Below are 19,026 nucleotides of genomic sequence, written 5' to 3'. Positions count from 1 at the left end.
TCCAGTCGTCAAGCAGCCGGCCACCGGAGGGACACCGGCAACCCGTTGGCCTCTGCTTCAGACTGCCGGGGGTGGGCGATGCTCCTCAGGTAGCTACCGGGTTAGTAGCGGGGCGGCCAGGGATTAGCCGGCTCTTGCTAGTCTGCTCTTTTGAGGTCCGGGTTAAGACGCTAGCCCGGATCAGACCGCGTCGAACGGCTTTGTCATGACCTCCACCCTTGATTCGTCCGTGCCCCTGCCCGAAGCCGTGTCCAGTGTCGAGTACTTCATCGACTGCCCCACCGGCACCGTGGAGCACTACTTCGCCGACGACACCTACAACTGGTCGGACGAGCTGTACCGGATCCACGGCTACGAACGCGGCGACGTGGTCCCCACCCTGGAACTCGGCATGTCCCACTTCGACCCCGCGGACCGGGACGCTGTCCAGGCGTTCTGGACCAAGGTCACCACCAGCGGCGGACCATCCTCGGTGTACGCGTCCCTCAGGGACCTCCACGGCACCACCCGCAAACTCCTCATCTCCGCGGACCTGATCGTCGAGGACACCGAGCCCGTCGGGGTCTGGGCGCTGGTCGTGGACCTCACCCGCTCCATCCACATCGACCGACACCAGCTCGCCAACGAGGCCGTCGCCGCGTCCGCCCTCCGCCGCTCCGTCATCGAGCAGGCCAAAGGCATCCTCATGGGCCGCGCTGGCCTCACCGCGACCGAAGCCTTCGCCCAACTCAGCTCCCACAGTCAGCGCACCAACCGCAAGGTCGTCGTCATCGCCCAGGAGATCATCGACCGGGCCGTGACACTCACCGGTCAGGACCAGCCCCAGGTCCGCGACCGGGCGCTGCAGGAGCTCCTCAAGGCGCTGTGATCACGCTGGTCCTCAGTCGGCGCCACCCATGACCGGGTAAACCACAGCCGATGGACCGAGACCCTCTCAATTGTGGTCAGACCTCGGCCGATCCTGGAGAGCCTTCGCACGGGCAGTGAGTTCGGCGCGCAGAAGCTCGTACTCGTCACGGGCACCCCAGGCCGGGAAATCAGCATCGAGGGCGGCAAACGCTGCATCGCACAATCGGCGCAACCGCTGGACAGGCATGGCGGAGACCTCTGCCGCTGTGAACGTTCGCTCCTCCAGCTCCCATGCCTGCTCGAGCGCTTCGAACCTCCGAGCGAAGGCCACCACCTCGACCGCGCGGCCCGGGTCGGGAAGTTCACGCTGCGGCCCGACATGTACCTCACCGGGCTCCGCGGTGAGACCGACACTGGATCCGACGGGGTGAAGATTAGAGGTTTTCATGGGTGCCTAACGTGGGCGCCTACCCGAGGCCGCTTTCTGGACCCTGAGTCCCTCGAAGCGTAGGCTTCTCAGTCCAGAAAAGATAGCTGGCACCGGCGTCGAAACATTGCCCTAGCGGCTATAGGGGAGCTGTGCTTGAATGCCCCTCTCCAGCTACAACGCACACCTGATAGTGGGCCCCACCGTTAATGTCGAGCCCTGGCGTGAACCTCAGATAGCGGGCATGCCTGCGTCGACCGGAGTCATGAACCCTTGGTTCCTAGTCGGTGTCGCCGACCCAGATCTCGACTTCGAGATCCAGCGCCATGCGCTGGAGGTCTAGCGCGTCGGCGTCGCTGAACGCAGCCCCGGGAACGGTGCTCGGGTACCTGTCTTCTCCTCAAGGGGCGCTGCGGGCGGTTCTGGCTTCAGGCTAGGGCGGGGAGATTGACCGTGAATGTGGAGCCTTTGCCGACTTCACTCCTGCAGGAGATTTTCCCGCGGTGTCCTTCGACGATCGCTTTGGTGATGGATAGCCCGAGCCCTGTCCCAGGAATCGCTGAGGTACGAACTGCCCCGGTGCGGAAGAACTTGTCGAAGACCCTTTCCGCGTCCGAGGGTGACATCCCCATCCCGGTGTCCCTGACGTCCAAGGTCAGTTGCCCGTCCTCGGTGTGACGCGCCGTGACCGCGACGGTACCGCCGTCGGGGGTGTATTTGATGGCGTTCGAGAGCAGGTTATCGAGTACCTGACCCATCCGCAGTGGATCTGCCTGCGTCCACAAGGGCGCCGGGACATCCGTCCTGATCTCGATGCCAGCGGTCGCTGCCTGGGGTGATACCGCATCGATGACCGAATCGATGAGGCCCGCGATGTCCGTTTGGCGCGGGTGGACCGTCACCGCGGCCGAAGTCGACAACAGCAGGTCAGAGACCAACGTCGTCAGGCGCTCGGCGGCCCGGTAGGCGATGTCGACGTGATCCGATGCTGTTGGTGTTCCTGCTGCGTCTTGAGCGAATTCGAGGTTGCCCACGATGGACGTCAGAGGCGCCCGAAGTTCATGAGACACCGTGGCGATGACATCGTCTTTGGCGGTCACGGCCTCCAGCAGGCTGGTGACGTCGTTGTAGGCGATGACAGCCCCCGCGAAACTTCCGGATGCGGTCGTGATGCCCCGTGCGGCAGTCGACAACGCCCGCGCGTCCGTTCCTTCACCGGCCCAAACATAGTAATCAGCGAACGTCTCCCCGCGCACCGCCCGGGTCAGCGGCATCTTGTCCTCGGGCAACAGGGTCTCGCGATCCTGCCCATACAGCTGCAACGTAGGTGCGTTGGGTTCGGGGTCATCCGCACGCGGGGTGGAGCGCTCGAGAGCTTCCTGCTGCCGATTGCGCAAGACGACGCGTCCCGTGGCATCGACCGCTGTAATACCGACATCAATGGTGTCGAGGATGGTCTTGAGAAGATCTTCGCTCTCCGTTTTGGTGTGAAGCAGTTGTCGCAGTTCCGCGTCTTTGCGCTCCAGCTTCCGCTGCTGCAAACTCAGGGTCGCAGCTACGAACCGGACCGTTAAAGCCACCGCGAGCAGCATCAGCGCCACAAGCATCGTATTGGTCAGCTGTGCTGGCGTGGCCCCTGCCGGTCTGCTGATCAGCGGAACGAGTCCTGTGACCAGTGGAACGAGGAAACTGAGGAGCACCGAAAGCTTCACCAGGTACCCCGACGCCGCCAGCCAGATCACCGGGAAGATCAGAAGGATACCCAGACCGGGCAGGAAATCGGCCGCACCAATGTGCGAGAGGAAGATGCCGAGCATATCTCCCAATGGAATACCCAAAGCGGCGGCCGGAGGCAGGCGGCCCCAGGGGACCACCCAACACAAGACGAACAGCACGACGTGGACCAGCACCGAGACCTGGAAGAGCCCGTCACCCAGGAGTCCTGGCCAGACAGCAGGTGCGGCCAGGACCACACATCCGATGATCACCGTGAGCGGTAACTGGCTCAGCACCATGCGAGCCCTCTGACTCAAACCCTCGAGGAAAGGAACCCTCGAAGGCCGCGCAGCATCAAACATCGAAGGGGCGCGCCGTGGCCAGGGCAGACCGCAGTAACAGTTCATGCGAGGAAGAGACCATGCATTCATTATCACCGCCACGGTCGACAGCAGAAACGAAGAGGCTGCGTAGAACCTCCGGCCCCCGTTACCAGCCCTATTTCAGCTTGACCTACCCCTCCCAGTAGTTCTTCAACGCCGCCTAAGCCGCCGCAGACCCGGACGCCACCCGTTCTCCACGTTTATCGGACTGGCGACATGCCGTTACCGCATCTAGTCACCGCTTTAGGGGTGCGTATATTCGGTAAAGTTGCTTCAGCGAAGAAGCGGTCGATGAAACGGAGCAGTAGATGAAGTCTTTTGCGTGCGGCGACGTCGTGCCCGGATGCGATGCCCGGTGGGTCTGCAGTTCAGATGAGGAGATCCTCTCAAGCGTGGCAGCCCACGCCGCCTCGGCTCACGGCCTCCATGACCTACCGGACAATGTCGTGGCACAGGTCAGGTCCTCCATCATGTCCGTTGGTTGACCCATCACCGCGACCACTGGTCTCCTCTTCCCGACCTCGACGCCTGAAGGTGCTGCTGCACCTGACCACGGACCCATCACACTGGGTTGTCCCGAAGGTCCACGACACCCGAGACAACACGACAGCAATATGAACAGGGGAACCGTGAGCGGGCGAGGCTGTGATGGCTGAAGCTACTCCTGCCCAGACGCCCAGCACGGACGGGCTCGCCGACGCCTCAGCCACAATCGATGGAACAACGGTGCCTCGCGGGGACGTGACGCGCGGTACCGTGACGCGGGAGATGGTGGTCGCGGTCTGTCAGGGGCATGGCTCCGCGACGGCTTATCAGCCGATCGTCGACACCGCTCGAGGCAGCATCGTCGGGTACGAGGCGTTGGCGAGGTTTCCTGGATACGAGCAGAAGAACCCCGAGGTGTGGTTCGCCGCCGCACGGGAGCTTGGCCTGGCCGCTGAGTTCGAAGCCGCCGCCCTGCGCAGTGCTCTGGCCCGCCGCCCTGATTTGCCCGTCAACTGCTTCCTGACCGTGAACGTCTCCCCAGCGCTGCTGCTCAGCCACGAGGTGCAGGCGGTATGGGCCGATCAGGGCGGCCTGGGCGGGATCGTCGTGGAGTTGACCGAGCAGACACCGATCGAGTCCTACCTTGAGCTCGAACCAGCGCTGCACCGGCTCCGTAGCGCCGGAGCGATGATCGCGGTCGACGATGCCGGCGCCGGGTACGCCGGCCTCAATCACCTGCTGGCGATCCGCCCCGCCCTGATCAAGTTGGACCGCGAACTGGTCCGGGACGTCGACGAGGACCCCGCCAAACGCGCACTGGTAGATGATCGGCGCCTTCGCCGGCCGCATCGATGCCTGGATACTCGCCGAAGGCATCGAACGCGTCGAAGAACTAGACACCCTCATCACCCTGAAGGTACCCCTCGTGCAGGGCTACCTTCTCGGGCGACCCCAGGCCTCGTGGTCGGACATCGACCTGGACCTCGCGCACCGCATGACCGTGCGCACCCGCGACACCGGCGGGGCAACCTTGCGCAGCGTCCGAGAGACCTGTCCCACCGCCCCCAGCACGCGCGCGGCCGCCGACCTGTTCGCCGCCCAGCCGTATCTACGCCGGATCGTCGTCATCGATGAATATCAACGACCCCTCTGGATCGTGGACGCTCAGCACGCCGACCTCGGAGTGGTCAGTCCCGGACTCCGCCTCAATCTCGACACGCCCCTCAAAGACGCACTGCTCCGCGCTCTCACTCGTGATGAACACCAACGCTACGACTCCCTGACGACCACCGACAATGCCGGACGCTACACAGGCATCGTCCACATCGACCGCCTCATCACCGCGGTCATCAACTCAACCAGATAACAGGCTTTGGACCCGTCACCTCGAACCGGGCACGGACCGCCTGCCCCGGTGATGATTGCTACTTCTCCGGTGAGGTCATGATTCGTGAGCATCGCCTTGTAACGCAGTGCTCGTGAGGGCGTTCGGGTCGGGCGGCGTCTGCGAGTCGACAGCGACGGCGCTGGCGATGACAACGACAATGACGACGACGATGACGACGGCGACGACAGCTGATCGGAACTATGACAAGATCCTCGGGCGAGGATTCTTCCTCCGTTCCTGACGCGACCTCGTCGGACCTCGCATCAGGTCGGTAAATGCAGGAACGGCGCCTCTGCGCGGTGCGCCGTCGAGCGTTTCAGCGCCAGTCCCATCGGGTGTCTCACTATCGATCCGTTGAGCACTCCGTGGTTGTGCAACGGGTAGACGGGCACAAAGTGGTGCATAAGGCGTGTGCGAAGCGTCGTCGTCGCTTTGCGATGAGTGCGACGGATTCTGCTACCCCGCTCCAGTTACGCGCATGCGAATCACCGCCTGCCCGGGCGAGTGCGTTCTTTGGACGGACGGTCGCCTGGGCTCGGCATAGAGTCGGAAAAACCAGCATCTGCGGGAAAGCTCGCGCCCGTGTCTTGTCTCAGCAATGTGTCTCACTTCGGCGATTTCCGACTAGGGGAAAAGAACCTTTGGTGAGTGCAAGGAGGGTGCGAGTGGGAAGCATGCGGTACGCCAGGGTTAACACCTTCCAGCAGAACGCGGATCTTCAGTGTGCAGCGCTCACCGCCGACGGCTGTGACCGGATGTTCGCCGACTACGGTGTGAGCTGAATGACTGCCGGTTGACCCGAGCTCGACAGGCTCCTCGATCATCTACGAAGGGGCGGTGAGGTCGTGGTCTGGAAACTGGACCGGTCGGGACGTAACACCCGCAACCTGCTGGCCCTCATCGATGACCTCGAGTACCGCAGGACCGGCAAGGAGGAGCATCGGTCGTCACGTGGAAAGCCGCGACCCGACCACGCACCGATTGCTCCCTGACCGCGACTCGTTGAGGTTCGCCAACGCGTTCGGCGGACCCATGGACTCACTGAGCGGCTCTGGATAGGCTTCACGCTAGGTCTCCCGAACAGATGGGTCACGCTATGGATATGACCATGGGAATTCGGTCATGACAAAGCCGAACATTCTGACGGTCGACGATGACCCGCAGGTTTCCGCGGCAGTCGCCCGCGACCTTCGTACCAGATACGGGTCCGAATTCAGGATCCTCCGGGCTACCTCCGGCGCCGAAGCCATGGAAATTCTCACGAAGCTGGCGTTGCGCGATCAGAGGGTTGCCCTGATCGCGGCGGACCAGAGAATGCCTCAGATGACGGGGATCGACTTGATGGAGCGCGCGCAACCGCATGCTCCAGGGGCGAAGCTCCTCCTTCTCACGGCTTACGCGGACACCGATGTCGCAATCAAGGCGATCAACGACATCGGGCTCGATCACTACCTGCTCAAACCGTGGGATCCGCCCGCTGACCGGTTGTATCCGGTCGTGGATGACCTGCTCGATGACTGGCGTCGGGCCAATCCCGATCACACATCCGACGTGCGGGTGATCGGCGCCCGCTGGTCGGACCGTAGCCACGAGATCAAGACATTCCTGGCCCGCAATCATGTGCCCTACCGCTGGCATGACATCGAAAGGGACACTGAGGCCGCGCGCCTGCTGGATCTTGCGGAAGCGAGCACGGCGGATATGCCGTTGGTTATCCTGCCCGATGGTTCAGTGCTTTCTTCCCCCTCGACCTTCGATCTGGCCTCCGCCCTGGGTCTGCGCACCGTTGCTGAGCGGCCTCTCTACGATGTCTGCATTGTTGGAGGTGGACCGGCCGGTATGGCCGCGGCCGTTTACGCAGCGTCTGAGGGGCTCAGCACCGTCGTCGTCGAGCGCGAGGCGCCGGGCGGACAGGCAGGCCAGAGCGCCGCTATTGAAAATTATCTTGGCTTCCCGAAGGGCCTGAGCGGCTCCGATTTGACGCAGCGTGCCATGGCGCAGGTGTCACGCTTCGGCGCGGAAGTGGTACTGGCGAACGACGTGGTGGGCTTCGAATCGCGAGGGCAGGCGCGGGCAGTGCTCTTGGGCTCGGGAGAGTTGGAGGCACGGGCACTCATTATCGCCACCGGCGTTTCTTACCGGAGGTTGGAAGCTGAAGGCATCGATACTTTCAGCGGTCGGGGAATCTACTACGGCGCCAACGCCAGCGAGGCCGACCAGTGCGCGGGTGACGATGTCTACATCGTCGGAGCCGCCAACTCGGCCGGCCAGGCCGCCATCAACTTCTCGCGATTCGCAAAGCGGGTGATCCTCCTCGTGCGGTCAGGCACGCTCGAGACCACCATGTCTCAGTACCTCGTGCAGCGGATCCTCGCTTCACCGGTGATAGAGGTCCGCTACCGGAGCGAGGTTGTGGCCGCCCGTGGAGATGGGCACCTCGAGTTCCTGGAACTCGCCGACCGGGACACGGGACTGACGCAGGAGGTGGCGGCCAGCTGGCTCTTCATCTTCATCGGTGCTTCTCCTCGAACCGACTGGCTGGGTGCGGAGATTGTTCGTGACAAGTTCGGTTTCATCGTCACCGGTCACGACCTGATAAATCCCGGTAATCCGATGCCCTGGCCACTGACCCGCGGACCATTCGCGCTGGAGACGAGCGTGCCCGGAGTTTTTGCCGCCGGTGATGTTCGGCTTGACTCCATGAAGCGTGTGGCATCAGCGGTCGGTGAAGGCGCGATGGCTGTTTATCTCGTGCACCGCTACCTGGGAACCATCTGATGCACGCGAGCGAGCTCCGGGGCATCAGTCTTTTCAAGGGCCTCAGCGACCAACAACTTTCCGACCTCGTCGAAACGGGTGCCGAGGTCCTCATCGAACCCGGCGTGAACCTATGGGACGAGGGCGAACCGGCGGACTTCTGGTGGGTCCTCGTCGACGGCGCCCTCCAGCTGCTTCGTCACATCGGACGTGAGAACACCGTCGTCGGAACGATGGATGTGCCTGGACGATGGGCCGGCGGCTTCCGTGCCTGGGATGAGAGCAGTGTTTACCTGGCCACCGGGCGGGGAAGTGAGGAGGGACGGCTACTCCGGGTCCCAGCCACGGCCCTGCGAAGGCTCTACGCCGAGTGGTTCCCCTTTGGCGTGCACTTCATCGAGGGCCTGTACGGGACGGTACGCCGGGTCGAGTCAACTATTCGACAGCGAGAGGCGCTGGCGACGCTCGGCACGCTCTCGGCCGGCCTGGCCCACGAAATCAACAACCCGGCCGCGGCGGCAAGCCGCGCGGTGGACGCCCTGGAAAACGCCTCGCAGATGCTGCTCACCTCCGTCGGTCGCCTGTCCCGCACCGGCATCACTCCTGCCCAGTTCGCTGGGTTGGAGGCTCTGCGCGCCGAACTTACGACGACGGCGTCAGTTCCGGATGCACTCGAGCTTGCAGATCTAGAGGATCTCCTGGCCGATTGGCTGTCAGCGCGGAACGTAGAACGGGATTGGGTTATTGGCCCGACCCTCGCCGCTGCCGGCGCCGACCTGGAATGGTGCAACCGTGCTGAGTCGCTGTTCGACGGGCCCGCCCTGGATCCGGCGCTGGCGTGGGTAGCCGCTACCCTGTCCATGGAGAAGCTGCTCTCCGAAGTAAGGGAGTCAACACGGCGGGTCTCCGAGCTCGTCGCAGCAGTGAAGTCCTATTCACAGATGGACAGGGGCTCCCGCCAGAACACCGACGTGGTCGAAGGCCTCGAAAGCACGCTGGTCATGCTGGGGCACAAGCTTCGCGGTGGGGTGGAAATAGTGCGCGAGTACAGCGATAACCTTCCCTCTATTGATGCTTACCCGGGCGAGCTGAACCAGGTGTGGACCAATCTCATCGACAACGCAGTGGACGCGATGGATGGCGTCGGCACCCTGAGGGTGACTACTCTCAGCGACGGAGCCGACGTGACGGTAGAAATCGGTGACACTGGTCCGGGTCTTCCACCACCGGTAGCGAAGCGGGCTTTCGAGGCGTTCTACACAACGAAGGACGTCGGTAAAGGGACCGGACTTGGTCTGGATATCGCTCGAAGAATCGTCGTCGAGCGGCACGGAGGAACGATCGATCTCGAATCCGTTCCCGGCAGGACGGTATTCCGTGTCTGCCTCCCACTCGTCCAGCCTTGACGCTCGACAACGCCCGCGTGCTTATTGCTTTCCGTACGGTGGACGGCCTACTTGCTGACCCCCAGACACCGTGCAACCGCTTCCAAGACGAGCCGGCATGCCGGGCCGCATGGATCAGGGACCCTTCCGTGCGGGCGACTTCCGTCTGCGACGAATGGGGCTGCCGTGCGGGCCGATCGAGGGGTGCTCACGTCGACACTCTGACGAGTATCAACACGAGGAGCCATCTCTGAGCGGGACGGTGTGAGATTTGAGCAATGAGCCCCAGTGCTGTCGCACCAGAGGATCCAATGCCGCGGATGTTGACAGGAGGTTAAAAAGCAGCGGGGCCCGGATCTTGTCCGCGCCCCGCTCCTAGAGTTGGTGCGGGTCAACCCGCGGCGGTCACGCGTGCTTCGTTGCGGTGTTCTTGCGGTCGCGGGTGAGCAGCAGTGCCAGGGCGATCATGCCGATGCCCAGGAGCAGGTGCAGCCAGTTGTCGGCGTTGTTGAGGGGGACGAAATTGGCAGCCGAGTCGTGGTCGATGACCAGGCCGTAGACCCACAGAACGAGGTAGATGACGCCGCCGAACAGCAGGTAGGAACGGGCGCCGCTGATGGTGCGGGCCATGGCGATCCCGGCTGCGCCGAAGAGCAGGTGGACGATGTTGTGGAGGATTGACACCTGGAACAGGCCGAGGAGTTTGGCCTCCGACTCGTGTCCGGCGAACATCATGGTGTCGTAGTCCGACGTGATGCCGGGGATGAAACCGAGGATCCCGACGAGCAGGAAGACCGCGCCGACGGCGAGGGCTGCTTTCTGGACATTGGTGCGTTCGCCCGTGCGGGGCGTATGTGCGGTGGTCATGGTTGTTCTCCCAGTTGACGTACGAGTGATTGTTCCGCAGCGCTGATGCCCAGCGGCAGGAATAGGAATCGACCGGCAGAGAAGGCGGAGCCTTGTGAGGCACCACGTGCGGTCAAACCAAAGCCTAGTAACCCGGTGGCTTTGCGGTCCCCGACAAGCCCCGTGTCGCTGATCACGATTCAGTCAGACCCGGCCAGCGCCGAGACCCACTCAGAAAGATATGAGGCGATCGAGTCCTTCACGCGGTCGCGAACTCCCCCGCCGATGCTGGAGTTTGCCGACCCATCGCGCAGCGCCATCGGACCTGGCCGCTTGTCCGTTCAAAGAATCCCCTGTCGGGAACTGCTGGAGTCCTACGCGGTGTTGAATCTGCGCACCGAAGGACTTCTCCCCGCCGTCGTGCGCTCAAGTCAGTAGCTCACCAGTGCATAACGCCCCGTATGCGGATTATCACCGTGAGTGGAAACTGCCCCGTCCGGTGTTGGTCCCCGAGGAGCGTTCACGCGTCGAGACCCGCGCATAACCAACAGTTGCCATGCCCAGAACGGTACCGCAGAGCTGCGTGACAACACATAGCTCTCGGACACAGCCCGTGAAACACGACGCGCCGTTCTCGCCACTTATGCACGGACGTGTTCTATGGACGGTCGTCCCTAAGACTCCCGAAAATTTTGCATTTTGAGAACGGTGAGCGACCTGCATGCGGGCGCATGAAGTTGATATTCGGCGTCGCGATGGCTGTGCTGGTCATTCGCCAGCAGCGCAGCGCGTCCGGTAGCTAAGCCCAAGAACCCCGGGTCGATACGGCTCTGCGTTCTCCGGAGGCCACTCGACACTCCTCGTGATTCGGGTGCTGCCCGAGTGAGGATCGCTTTCGACCCTTCTCGGTTCGCGGCCAAAGGTGCCTGGCCTAGTACTTTGCGTTATTGGCCTGCGCTGGTTCGTCTCACATCCGAAGGAGGACGGTGAGTCGTTGCGACGAGGAAAGAGGGGAAGCATGCTCGCTCTCTCCATCGTCGGGCTTCTGTTCATCGGAGTCGGCATCCTCCCCCTCACACCGTCGCCCTTCTAGTCCCCGCTGCAGGCCCCCCGAATATGTGTGCCTTTTCGAAGCCAAACGCGTCCAGTAAATGCTCGCAGTCCCGCGCATCCCGCTCCAGCGACCCACGTCCGTCGACGGGACTGCTACCCGTAGCCACGGCGGTGATAAACAATGACCTGATAATCGTCAGCGAGTTCACGATGGACCGCGATGGGCAGGAATTCGTTAGCGGTGACGGCTGCCTGAATCAGCAAGACGGGCTCACCCCTCCCACGCCCCTGCACCTCCACTACCGCGGCCGCAAGCGGAACCTGGACATACTCCACTAAGGCATGCTCACCTTTCCCTGCCGTCTACGTGCCAGTGCACCGGACTGGCCAAAAGGCTGGGACCACGAACGGGACACCGGGCAGACCGAACGGCACTGGGTGAAGAGCACACTGGTACGTCTGCCGGCGCAGATCCGCAGATCCGCAGATCCGCAGATCACGGTGCCACGAACCGCTGCGTGTCTCACATTAGAAGTAGCCCTGATGTTCGGACTGCGTCGGGACATCAAAAGCCTCTTGCCAACCGCGGACAGCAGGTTCATCCTTGGCTGCACGCGTCCAGTGTTGAAACGTTTGTGGGAGGAAAGATGGACGAGGAGCCTGACGCTGAAACGGTCGCCGAGCGCGTTTTTGCCGCGTCACTCGGCATGATGGACGTGCTCTCCATACACCTCGGGGACCGCCTCGGCTGGTACAGGAGCCTCGCAGCCGCAGGGCCGGCGACGCCATCCGAGCTCGCGGCACGCACCGGAACATCAGAGCGCTATGCCCGTGAATGGCTCCAACAGCAGGCAACCACCGGTCTTCTCGCTGCGGACAACGACGGCGAAACTACCCGATTCCGCCTGCCACCGGGTGCCGCCGTGGTCCTCACGAACGCGAATAGCCTGAACTACCTTGCACCCCTGGCCCGGATGCTTGCAGGCGCTGCAGTGCAGCTACCAGCGCTACAGGACGCATACAGGGCCGGGACGGGAGTCAGCTGGGAGGACTTCGGCAATGAGGTCAGGGAATCACAGGCCGACATGAACCGCCCGTGGTTCGAACAGGAACTCGGGAACGCCTTGAGTCAGGTTCCCGACCTGGTTGCCCGGTTGCAGGAGCCCGGTATCGAGATTGCGGACATCGGCTGCGGCGGCGGCTGGTCGACCATAGCCCTCGCGGAGGTCTTCCCGTCCGCGCGCGTCACCGGATTCGATATCGACGCGGCATCAGTGGACCTTGCGCGCACCAACGCGGCCGGGGCCGGTAGCGCCGTCGGATTTCAGCACTTGGACGCCTCCGGGTTGCCGACTGATCAATTCGACGCGGTATTTGCCTTCGAATGCATACACGACATGCCCTATCCCCAGGACGTGCTCTCTGGTGTACGGAAATCGCTGAGACCGGGTGGAACAGCGGTAGTCATGGATGAAGCCGTCGCCGAGACTTTCGACCCTCCCGGTACCGAGGTCGAGCGACTTATGTACGGATTCAGCCTGCTGATCTGCCTGCCTGATGGGATGTCGCACCCGAACAGCGCCGGAACCGGCACGGTCATGCGTTCTGAAATCTTGCGCCGCTACGCCTCGGACGCCGGCTTCGACGAGTTCAAAATTCTCCCCATACAGGACTTCGGCTTCTTCCGCTTCTACGAGTTGGCACCCTCCGCTCGCTAGACCGGAACCAGCAGCAAAAGCGTTGATGGCGACTGGAGAACGCTTCGCCTCCGTCTGGAACCGAATCCTTCTGCAGGATCTCAGCAAAGGATCCTTTGCTTGAACTGCGTATGACCGGTGTAAGGATCGCATGAACGCACGCAAGTCATACCCTTCCGCGCATCCTCATCGTGCAGGTTAAACGGGCAGTAGCGCCCCGACGCGGGTCCAGCTCACACGCTCAAAGTCAGCGCGCACGCTATGCCACCGTCCATAGAACGCCCGAGACCATGAGGGCCGAGAACGGCATTCCTTCCCGCTCACCACCGACACGTACATGCCGGCTCGGAACAGCAGTCGGTGGGCACAGGCGGGTTGGATGGATTGTGCGCGGTTCACCGTTCACCCGTGTGTGCTGCTGACCTGCTTTCCGTTGGCGGAAGCCGTGCGCGCACCCGGCCCGAAGGACTTTCGGCCCTAAACGGGCGCGAGCCCAAGGGTGAGTCTAGGAGGGACGGTGAGATTCGCTCCTACGGGTGGCGCCGCCGTCTCGGAGACAACAATCCCCATCGCCACACGTTCAGAGTCACCACAGTGTGAAAGGACATTCTCATGCCCCTCTCCGATGATCTGAGCAGGCTCGCGGCCAGAGCCAAAGAGGCTGAAGACCGCTTTGCCGCCGCCGAACAGGATGCGCACGCGAAGTTGCAGCAGGACGTCCGGAGCGCACGGAACTCGCTGCAGAAGGGCACGGACCGGCTGCGCGAGACCGCCGAAGCGAACAAGGGAAAGGTCGCCGCGTGGTGGAGCGACGTGCAGACGAGCTGGGACGAGGACATCGCGTCGATCCGCCGCGACATCGAATCCAAGAAGGCAGAGCACGACGTCAAGGCCGCGCAGCGAACAGCAGAGGACGCCGAGGAAGACGCGAAATTCGCGATCGCATACGCCTACTGGGCCGTGGAGGAAGCCGAGTACAGGGTCCTCGACGCGGTGTTGGCTCGAAAGAACGCCGACAGCATGGCATCGGCTGGCGGATGACACAAGCGCGCAGCGCCCGACCCTGGACGGCTCACATTCCTCGTCGGAACTGCTGCTGGTGCGGTAACTGGGAGTCGTTCATCGGCTCCCGAATTCCCTCGGCCAGATTCACGTGCAGCAGCTCAGCATTCCAGTTGACGCGCTCCAAGGTGGTCCACACTGGTCATCCATGGCGACGACGACCAGATCGTCCCCTTCGAGATCAGCGGCAAGCAGTCAGCCAGGTCCGTTTCGAACGCCCAGCTCATCGTCTACGAAAGCGGAGCCCCCGGCCTCCCCGACACCGAACGCGAACGACTCTACGCCGATATCTTGGCGTTCATCGAAGCCTGAAACCCGATCCGGCATTACTCACCTGAAAGGCAACGTCATGAACAACCTTGAAGTACCTGACACCATCGTTCTCGTCCACGGGCTATGGATGACTCCCCGCAGCTGGGAGGGGTGGAAGGCCCGCTACGAAGCCAAGGGCTTTACCGTGCTGACCCCCGCCTACCCAGGATTTGAGATCGAGGTCGAAGCGCTCCGCGAGAACCCCAACGTCATCGCCAACGCGACCGTTCCCGAGACGGTCGAGCACCTCGCAGCACATATCGAGGCACTGCCAAAGCCGCCGATCATCATGGGACACTCCTTCGGCGGGACGCTGACTCAACTGCTCGCCGCCCGCGGTCTCGGGGCGGCAGCGGTTGTGGTGGATTCTGCCCCGACGGAGGGGGTGCGGCTGACCCCCTTGTCACAGGTCCGCTCGCTTTTTCCGGCGCTGAAGAACCCGGCGAACCTTCACAGGGCGGTTGCATTCACCCGCGATGAGTTCCACTACGCGTTCGCGAACACGCTGTCGAAGGAAGACTCCGACGCGGCCTGGGAGAAGTATGCGATCGCCGCGCCCGGCAACTGGGTATGGGCGTACGGACTGATCGCAAACTTCAAGCCCGGTCCGCAGGAGACCTGGGTGGATTACTCCCTCGAGCGCGCTCCGCTGCTGTTCATCGGCGGCAGCGAGGACCACATCATGCCCCCGTCAGTGAACAAGTCCAATGCGAAGCATTGGGCGAAATCACCCTCCCTTACCGAATACCACGAGTTCCCCGGCCGCTCGCACTGGATCTGCGCGGAACCAGGCTGGGAAGAGGTCGCCGACTACGCGCTGGAGTGGGCACTCGCGCACGCCCAACACGACCGCGCTACGACAGCCTGAGCCTGGTCCCGGCCACAGAAAAGAGAAGAGCCCTTGCGTGCGACACGAATCGGCTTACCAACCTGACAGGGAAGGGACGGGTTAGTGCCAGCCCCTTCCCTGCTCCCAAGCAGATCCAACAGGCAGTACAGCGTGGAAGACGTTTCGCGCTGGCGGCACCTTCCTGTGTCGGGGTGGGTCCTTTAGTGCGTGGAACGCGCGGTGAGAACCTCGTAGTGGGGTGGTCGGCGATCCGGGTTCTCACTCATCGGGTGTAGGTGCGCCCGAAGCTCAGGGCCGCTGATAGCCATCAGGGAAGTGTGATCAAACAACTCCGAGTGCAAGCATGGCGTCCGCGACCTTCACGAAGCCGCTGATATTCGCGCCTGCCACATAGTCTCCCGGCAGACCATACTCCTCCGCGGTTGCCGCGCATCTGTCATGGATGCCCACCATGATTTCGGTGAGGCGTTGCTCGGTATGCTCGAAGGTCCAGGAATCGCGGCTGGCGTTCTGCTGCATCTCCAGTGCCGATGTTGCAACACCGCCGGCGTTGGCAGCCTTTCCGGGACCGAACAGGACACCGGCCTGCTGGAAAGCTTCCACAGCCTGCGGTGTGCACGGCATATTCGCCCCCTCTGCCACCGCCAGCACCTCGGAGCGGATGAGCGAGCCTGCTGCTGCTTCGTCGAGTTCATTCTGCGTGGCACACGGCAGTGCGACGGTTGCTCCCACATCCCAGATCGAACCACCCGCTACGAAGTGAGCCTTGGAACCTCGACGCTGCGCGTAATCGGAGATCCGTCCGCGCTCGTTCTCTTTCACCTCTCGCAGCAGGTTTACGTCGATGCCAGTCTCGTCCACGACATAGCCGGAGGAGTCCGAGCAGGCCACGACGGTCGCACCGAAGTGCTCTGCTTTCGCGATGGCATGAACAGCGACATTGCCCGCACCGGACACGATGACTCGCTGTCCCTCGAGGTCCAGTCCTCGCGCTCGAAGCATCTCCCGGGCGAACAGGACCGCCCCGTACCCTGTTGCTTCCGGGCGGACCAGTGACCCTCCCCAGCTGATCCCCTTGCCGGTCAGTACCCCGGATTCATACCGGTTCGTAATCCGCTTGTACTGCCCGAACAGGTAACCGATCTCCCGTCCGCCGACTCCGATATCACCGGCCGGGACGTCTGTGTATTCGCCGATGTGCCGGTACAACTCCGTCATGAAGGACTGGCAGAACCGCATGACCTCCCCATCCGACTTACCCTTGGGGTCGAAGTCCGAGCCGCCCTTCCCCCCACCGATCGGCATCCCGGTGAGTGCGTTCTTGAAGACCTGCTCGAAACCGAGGAACTTCACGATCCCCAGGTACACGGAGGGGTGAAACCGCAGGCCCCCCTTGAAGGGCCCCAGCGCAGAGTTGAACTCCACCCGGAACCCTCGGTTGATCTGCACGTTCCCAACGTCATCGACCCAGGGAACCCGGAAGATGATTTGCCGCTCGGGTTCGCACAATCGCTCCAATACCGCCGCATCGACGAACTCAGGATGCTTCTTCAACACCGGCCCCAGCGAGTCGAACACCTCGACCACAGCCTGATGGAACTCCGTCTCACCCGGGTTACGCCGAAACACCTGATCGCGCACAGCAGACAACGCCGAATCCATGACACCCACCGATCTCAACAATGGAACCCTCTGAAGGACGAAGAACAAACACGTCCCCGGCCTATTCGCAGCAGCAGAGACTGCAGGCCCTCAGTGCACCGTACAGCGCGCAGTCCACTCCAGGCATCTACAAAGATTTGACTCCATGATCTGGATCCGGTCCACGGCGAGATGCGACAACCCCCGCTTGCTCAAGCGGCGGAACGCTGACATGGACCTCAGCGTATGACGTGCAAGGTGGAGGTAGACGGGGAGAGTCGACCTACCTCTACCGTCGTGGCACCACCCTTCTCCCGCAAGCCCGCGAGGTATGGCCGCTGCCGCTTACTTCACGCGCCGAAAGGGGCCAGCCCAAGAACCGGCTTAGTACCGTGCCCTGGTTTCATATCTGCCGCAGACGACAGATAAGCTCGATGACAGAAGCAGCCGGTGTTCCGTGTCACCCCTAGGCACGTTGAACTCCGGCTGCTTTCCCATCGGAAAGTAGCGTGCAGATACAACACGTCACGGTCGAACTGCTTGCAGCGGCCTTGCTGCGTAGGGGTACGCGCTGATCATAATGATCGTGCCGGCCTCGACGCATCCGCCGTCGTGCGGAGCCTTGCCATTGCTACAGACTGCTGATACAGCCATGTTCTGGGTCGGAGCGATCGGCGGGATCGGAATCCTGGCCGACGCGAGCTCACCGATGGCAATGCTCACCGGACTCTACATCGGCCTGGCCGCCGTCGCGGTTTCGATCATCATCGCCACATTCGCCCTGAACGACATCGCCCGCCGGTACGCCCGGACACGGAACCGCCGCCGGGGCTAAACAGGGCATCAGGGTGAGACTCAGTGCGTCAGGCAGCTGGCAGCATGGTCTCATTGAAGATTGCAGGGGGCCCGGGCCGCCCTGCAACCTTTCCTCTTCGGTCAGGCCGGTCCGGCGCATCTTGCCTCCCGCCGCACCCATGGGGTCATGACCGGCATCGCACGCCAACCCCAGAGCATTCCCGTGGGCGGCTAGTTGGTGCGTGCCACTAGCGGTCACGACCCACAACAGCTAATAGGACGAGAGATCGACCAACCTGGAGACGTAGACGGCGGCCTGAACCCTCCGTTGGAAGCCCAGCTTCGCCAGGATCGAGGACACATGGTTCTTGATCGTCTTCTCGGCCAGGAACAGCTCGTTAGCGATCTGCCGGTTCGACATGCCCTGCCCGATCAGGATCAGGATCTTCCTCTCCTGGGTCGTGAGACGGGCAAAGCGTGCGTCTTCCTCCGGTATGTCGTGCAGCCCCGCGATAACGAGCTCCTTCATGCCCGGCTCGAACAGAGACTCGCCCGCAGCGGCCCGCAGGACTTTCCCGACCAGATCGGAGCCGAGAATCTCCTTCAGGATGTACCCCGAGGCCCCGGCGAGTACCGCACCGCGCAGCGCCTGGCGATCGTCGTAACTGGTCAGGATCACGCAGGACAGGGAAGGGTCGATAGAGCGCACATTCCGGCACACCTCGATCCCCGTCCCGTCCGGAAGCCTCACATCCAGAATCGAGACATCCGGTGCCAGGGACGGGATCCGACGCGTGGCTTCCACGGCAGACCCGGTTTCCCCGACAATCACACACCCTTGGGTTTCCAGCAGCTCCCGCAATCCCCGCCGTACCAGTTCATGGTCATCAAGAAGGAACACCGTGATGTCCCTCACCTGCTGATCCTGATTGCCTGCCTCCGGCATACTTCCCCCGTCCTCCGACTGACTCATAACGAATCTTTCGCGAGACCTACCCTCAGGATGGCCCTCACCTGTCGCGCCCACCAGCGCCATACGTTTTCTTGAAGGGAAAGGGACGTATGGCACTCTCTAAATGGGCTGGAGTTGGCAGTGCTACGGCGGCGGGCCCGACGAGACTGCATTCCTCGATTCCCTGGCCAAGGGTCATCGGCCGGTCGATCGACGACGACCTTGCGGTCATCGGGTGCAGCCCATGCCGTTCGTTCCTTCAGCCTGGATTTCGACGTGTCACTCCTGGTGCGCTGTCGCGTTATCAGGCAACGGACGTGCGACTGCCCGGCGGAGTCGTCACCCTCTCTGGATGACGTGAGCAGGAGCGCTGTGAGGCTACGGTCGGGGCACTGCGACGCCGCCGGCATCCTCCTACAGAACGGGTC

At 62.8% G+C, this 19,026-nt stretch carries 13 protein-coding genes and 2 pseudogenes; 11 read left to right on the top strand and 4 right to left on the bottom strand.

Going from position 1 to position 19,026, the window contains the following annotated elements; translation table 11 throughout:
• Positions 1 to 205 precede the first annotated feature (205 nt).
• On the top strand, positions 206 to 868 hold the full coding sequence (locus tag AC4D2F_RS01045) for an ANTAR domain-containing protein (protein WP_490909167.1): 663 nt from the start codon (positions 206 to 208) through the stop codon (positions 866 to 868).
• Positions 869 to 1,704: 836 nt separating this feature from the next.
• On the opposite strand, the gene AC4D2F_RS01040 is transcribed toward AC4D2F_RS01045, so the two are convergent.
• On the bottom strand, positions 1,705 to 3,291 hold the full coding sequence (locus AC4D2F_RS01040; protein WP_490909166.1) for a sensor histidine kinase: 1,587 nt from the start codon (positions 3,289 to 3,291) through the stop codon (positions 1,705 to 1,707).
• A gap of 392 nt (positions 3,292 to 3,683) precedes the next feature.
• Here AC4D2F_RS01040 and AC4D2F_RS01035 point away from each other — a divergent pair, with 392 nt between their 5' ends.
• The 6 genes and pseudogenes from AC4D2F_RS01035 to AC4D2F_RS01010 all read left to right on the top strand — a co-directional run bounded on the left by AC4D2F_RS01035 (position 3,684) and on the right by AC4D2F_RS01010 (position 9,411).
• Positions 3,684 to 3,860, top strand: a complete 177-nt coding sequence (locus AC4D2F_RS01035; RefSeq protein WP_490909165.1) for a DUF1059 domain-containing protein — start codon at positions 3,684 to 3,686, stop codon at positions 3,858 to 3,860.
• Positions 3,861 to 4,023: 163 nt separating this feature from the next.
• A pseudogene (locus AC4D2F_RS01030) lies at positions 4,024 to 4,626 on the top strand (EAL domain-containing protein); the annotation flags it as partial.
• A 58-nt stretch (positions 4,627 to 4,684) separates the two neighbouring features.
• Positions 4,685 to 5,227 carry a hypothetical protein gene (locus AC4D2F_RS01025; protein ID WP_490910551.1) on the top strand — a complete coding sequence of 181 codons (543 nt, stop codon included), beginning with the start codon at positions 4,685 to 4,687 and terminating at the stop codon, positions 5,225 to 5,227.
• Between the two features lie 830 nt (positions 5,228 to 6,057).
• A pseudogene (locus AC4D2F_RS01020) lies at positions 6,058 to 6,240 on the top strand (recombinase family protein); the annotation flags it as partial.
• 130 nt (positions 6,241 to 6,370) lie between these two features.
• The gene (locus tag AC4D2F_RS01015) at positions 6,371 to 8,026 is read left to right on the top strand and encodes an NAD(P)/FAD-dependent oxidoreductase (RefSeq protein ID WP_490909164.1); all 1,656 of its coding nucleotides are present in this window, start codon (positions 6,371 to 6,373) and stop codon (positions 8,024 to 8,026) included.
• The gene (locus tag AC4D2F_RS01010; RefSeq protein WP_490909163.1) at positions 8,026 to 9,411 is read left to right on the top strand and encodes a sensor histidine kinase; all 1,386 of its coding nucleotides are present in this window, start codon (positions 8,026 to 8,028) and stop codon (positions 9,409 to 9,411) included. The genes AC4D2F_RS01015 and AC4D2F_RS01010 overlap by 1 nt, the downstream gene beginning before the upstream one ends.
• Before the next feature lie 384 nt (positions 9,412 to 9,795).
• On the opposite strand, the gene AC4D2F_RS01005 is transcribed toward AC4D2F_RS01010, so the two are convergent.
• Positions 9,796 to 10,257 carry a DUF4383 domain-containing protein gene (locus AC4D2F_RS01005; protein ID WP_490909162.1) on the bottom strand — a complete coding sequence of 154 codons (462 nt, stop codon included), beginning with the start codon at positions 10,255 to 10,257 and terminating at the stop codon, positions 9,796 to 9,798.
• A gap of 1,679 nt (positions 10,258 to 11,936) precedes the next feature.
• Here AC4D2F_RS01005 and AC4D2F_RS01000 point away from each other — a divergent pair.
• The 3 genes from AC4D2F_RS01000 (at position 11,937) to AC4D2F_RS00990 (ending at position 15,228) form a co-directional block, all read left to right on the top strand.
• Positions 11,937 to 13,007: a class I SAM-dependent methyltransferase gene (locus AC4D2F_RS01000; RefSeq protein WP_490909161.1), complete on the top strand. Its 1,071-nt coding sequence runs from the start codon at positions 11,937 to 11,939 to the stop codon at positions 13,005 to 13,007.
• Between the two features lie 591 nt (positions 13,008 to 13,598).
• Complete coding sequence (locus AC4D2F_RS00995; RefSeq protein WP_490909160.1) at positions 13,599 to 14,027, top strand: hypothetical protein; 429 nt, start codon at positions 13,599 to 13,601, stop codon at positions 14,025 to 14,027.
• 370 nt (positions 14,028 to 14,397) lie between these two features.
• Positions 14,398 to 15,228 (top strand): alpha/beta hydrolase, encoded by an 831-nt coding sequence (locus tag AC4D2F_RS00990; protein ID WP_490909159.1) that lies wholly within the window; start codon positions 14,398 to 14,400, stop codon positions 15,226 to 15,228.
• A 303-nt stretch (positions 15,229 to 15,531) separates the two neighbouring features.
• Here AC4D2F_RS00990 and gdhA read toward each other — a convergent pair whose 3' ends face one another.
• Entirely contained in the window at positions 15,532 to 16,872 is a 1,341-nt protein-coding gene (gdhA, locus tag AC4D2F_RS00985; protein ID WP_490909158.1) for an NADP-specific glutamate dehydrogenase, read from the bottom strand.
• Between the two features lie 631 nt (positions 16,873 to 17,503).
• Here gdhA and AC4D2F_RS00980 point away from each other — a divergent pair.
• Positions 17,504 to 17,686 (top strand): hypothetical protein, encoded by a 183-nt coding sequence (locus AC4D2F_RS00980; protein ID WP_490909157.1) that lies wholly within the window; start codon positions 17,504 to 17,506, stop codon positions 17,684 to 17,686.
• 231 nt (positions 17,687 to 17,917) lie between these two features.
• Here the strand turns inward: AC4D2F_RS00980 and AC4D2F_RS00975 are convergent, their stop codons facing one another.
• Positions 17,918 to 18,592 (bottom strand): response regulator, encoded by a 675-nt coding sequence (locus tag AC4D2F_RS00975; protein WP_490909156.1) that lies wholly within the window; start codon positions 18,590 to 18,592, stop codon positions 17,918 to 17,920.
• Positions 18,593 to 19,026 lie beyond the last annotated feature (434 nt).

The sequence above is a fragment of the Arthrobacter sp. TJ-263 genome (assembly GCF_058269155.1).
Note: the sequence above shows the minus strand (reverse complement) of the source record. Positions and strands in the feature narration are given on the sequence as shown.

Coding starts and splice junctions, on each gene's coding strand:
- AC4D2F_RS01045 (WP_490909167.1), top strand. CDS start 206: ATGACCTCCACCCTTGATTCGTCCGTGCCCCTGCCCGAAGCCGTGTCC.
- AC4D2F_RS01040 (WP_490909166.1), bottom strand. CDS start 3,291: ATGGTGCTGAGCCAGTTACCGCTCACGGTGATCATCGGATGTGTGGTC.
- AC4D2F_RS01035 (WP_490909165.1), top strand. CDS start 3,684: ATGAAGTCTTTTGCGTGCGGCGACGTCGTGCCCGGATGCGATGCCCGG.
- AC4D2F_RS01025 (WP_490910551.1), top strand. CDS start 4,685: ATGATCGGCGCCTTCGCCGGCCGCATCGATGCCTGGATACTCGCCGAA.
- AC4D2F_RS01015 (WP_490909164.1), top strand. CDS start 6,371: ATGACAAAGCCGAACATTCTGACGGTCGACGATGACCCGCAGGTTTCC.
- AC4D2F_RS01010 (WP_490909163.1), top strand. CDS start 8,026: ATGCACGCGAGCGAGCTCCGGGGCATCAGTCTTTTCAAGGGCCTCAGC.
- AC4D2F_RS01005 (WP_490909162.1), bottom strand. CDS start 10,257: ATGACCACCGCACATACGCCCCGCACGGGCGAACGCACCAATGTCCAG.
- AC4D2F_RS01000 (WP_490909161.1), top strand. CDS start 11,937: ATGGACGAGGAGCCTGACGCTGAAACGGTCGCCGAGCGCGTTTTTGCC.
- AC4D2F_RS00995 (WP_490909160.1), top strand. CDS start 13,599: ATGCCCCTCTCCGATGATCTGAGCAGGCTCGCGGCCAGAGCCAAAGAG.
- AC4D2F_RS00990 (WP_490909159.1), top strand. CDS start 14,398: ATGAACAACCTTGAAGTACCTGACACCATCGTTCTCGTCCACGGGCTA.
- gdhA (WP_490909158.1), bottom strand. CDS start 16,872: ATGGATTCGGCGTTGTCTGCTGTGCGCGATCAGGTGTTTCGGCGTAAC.
- AC4D2F_RS00980 (WP_490909157.1), top strand. CDS start 17,504: ATGTTCTGGGTCGGAGCGATCGGCGGGATCGGAATCCTGGCCGACGCG.
- AC4D2F_RS00975 (WP_490909156.1), bottom strand. CDS start 18,592: ATGCCGGAGGCAGGCAATCAGGATCAGCAGGTGAGGGACATCACGGTG.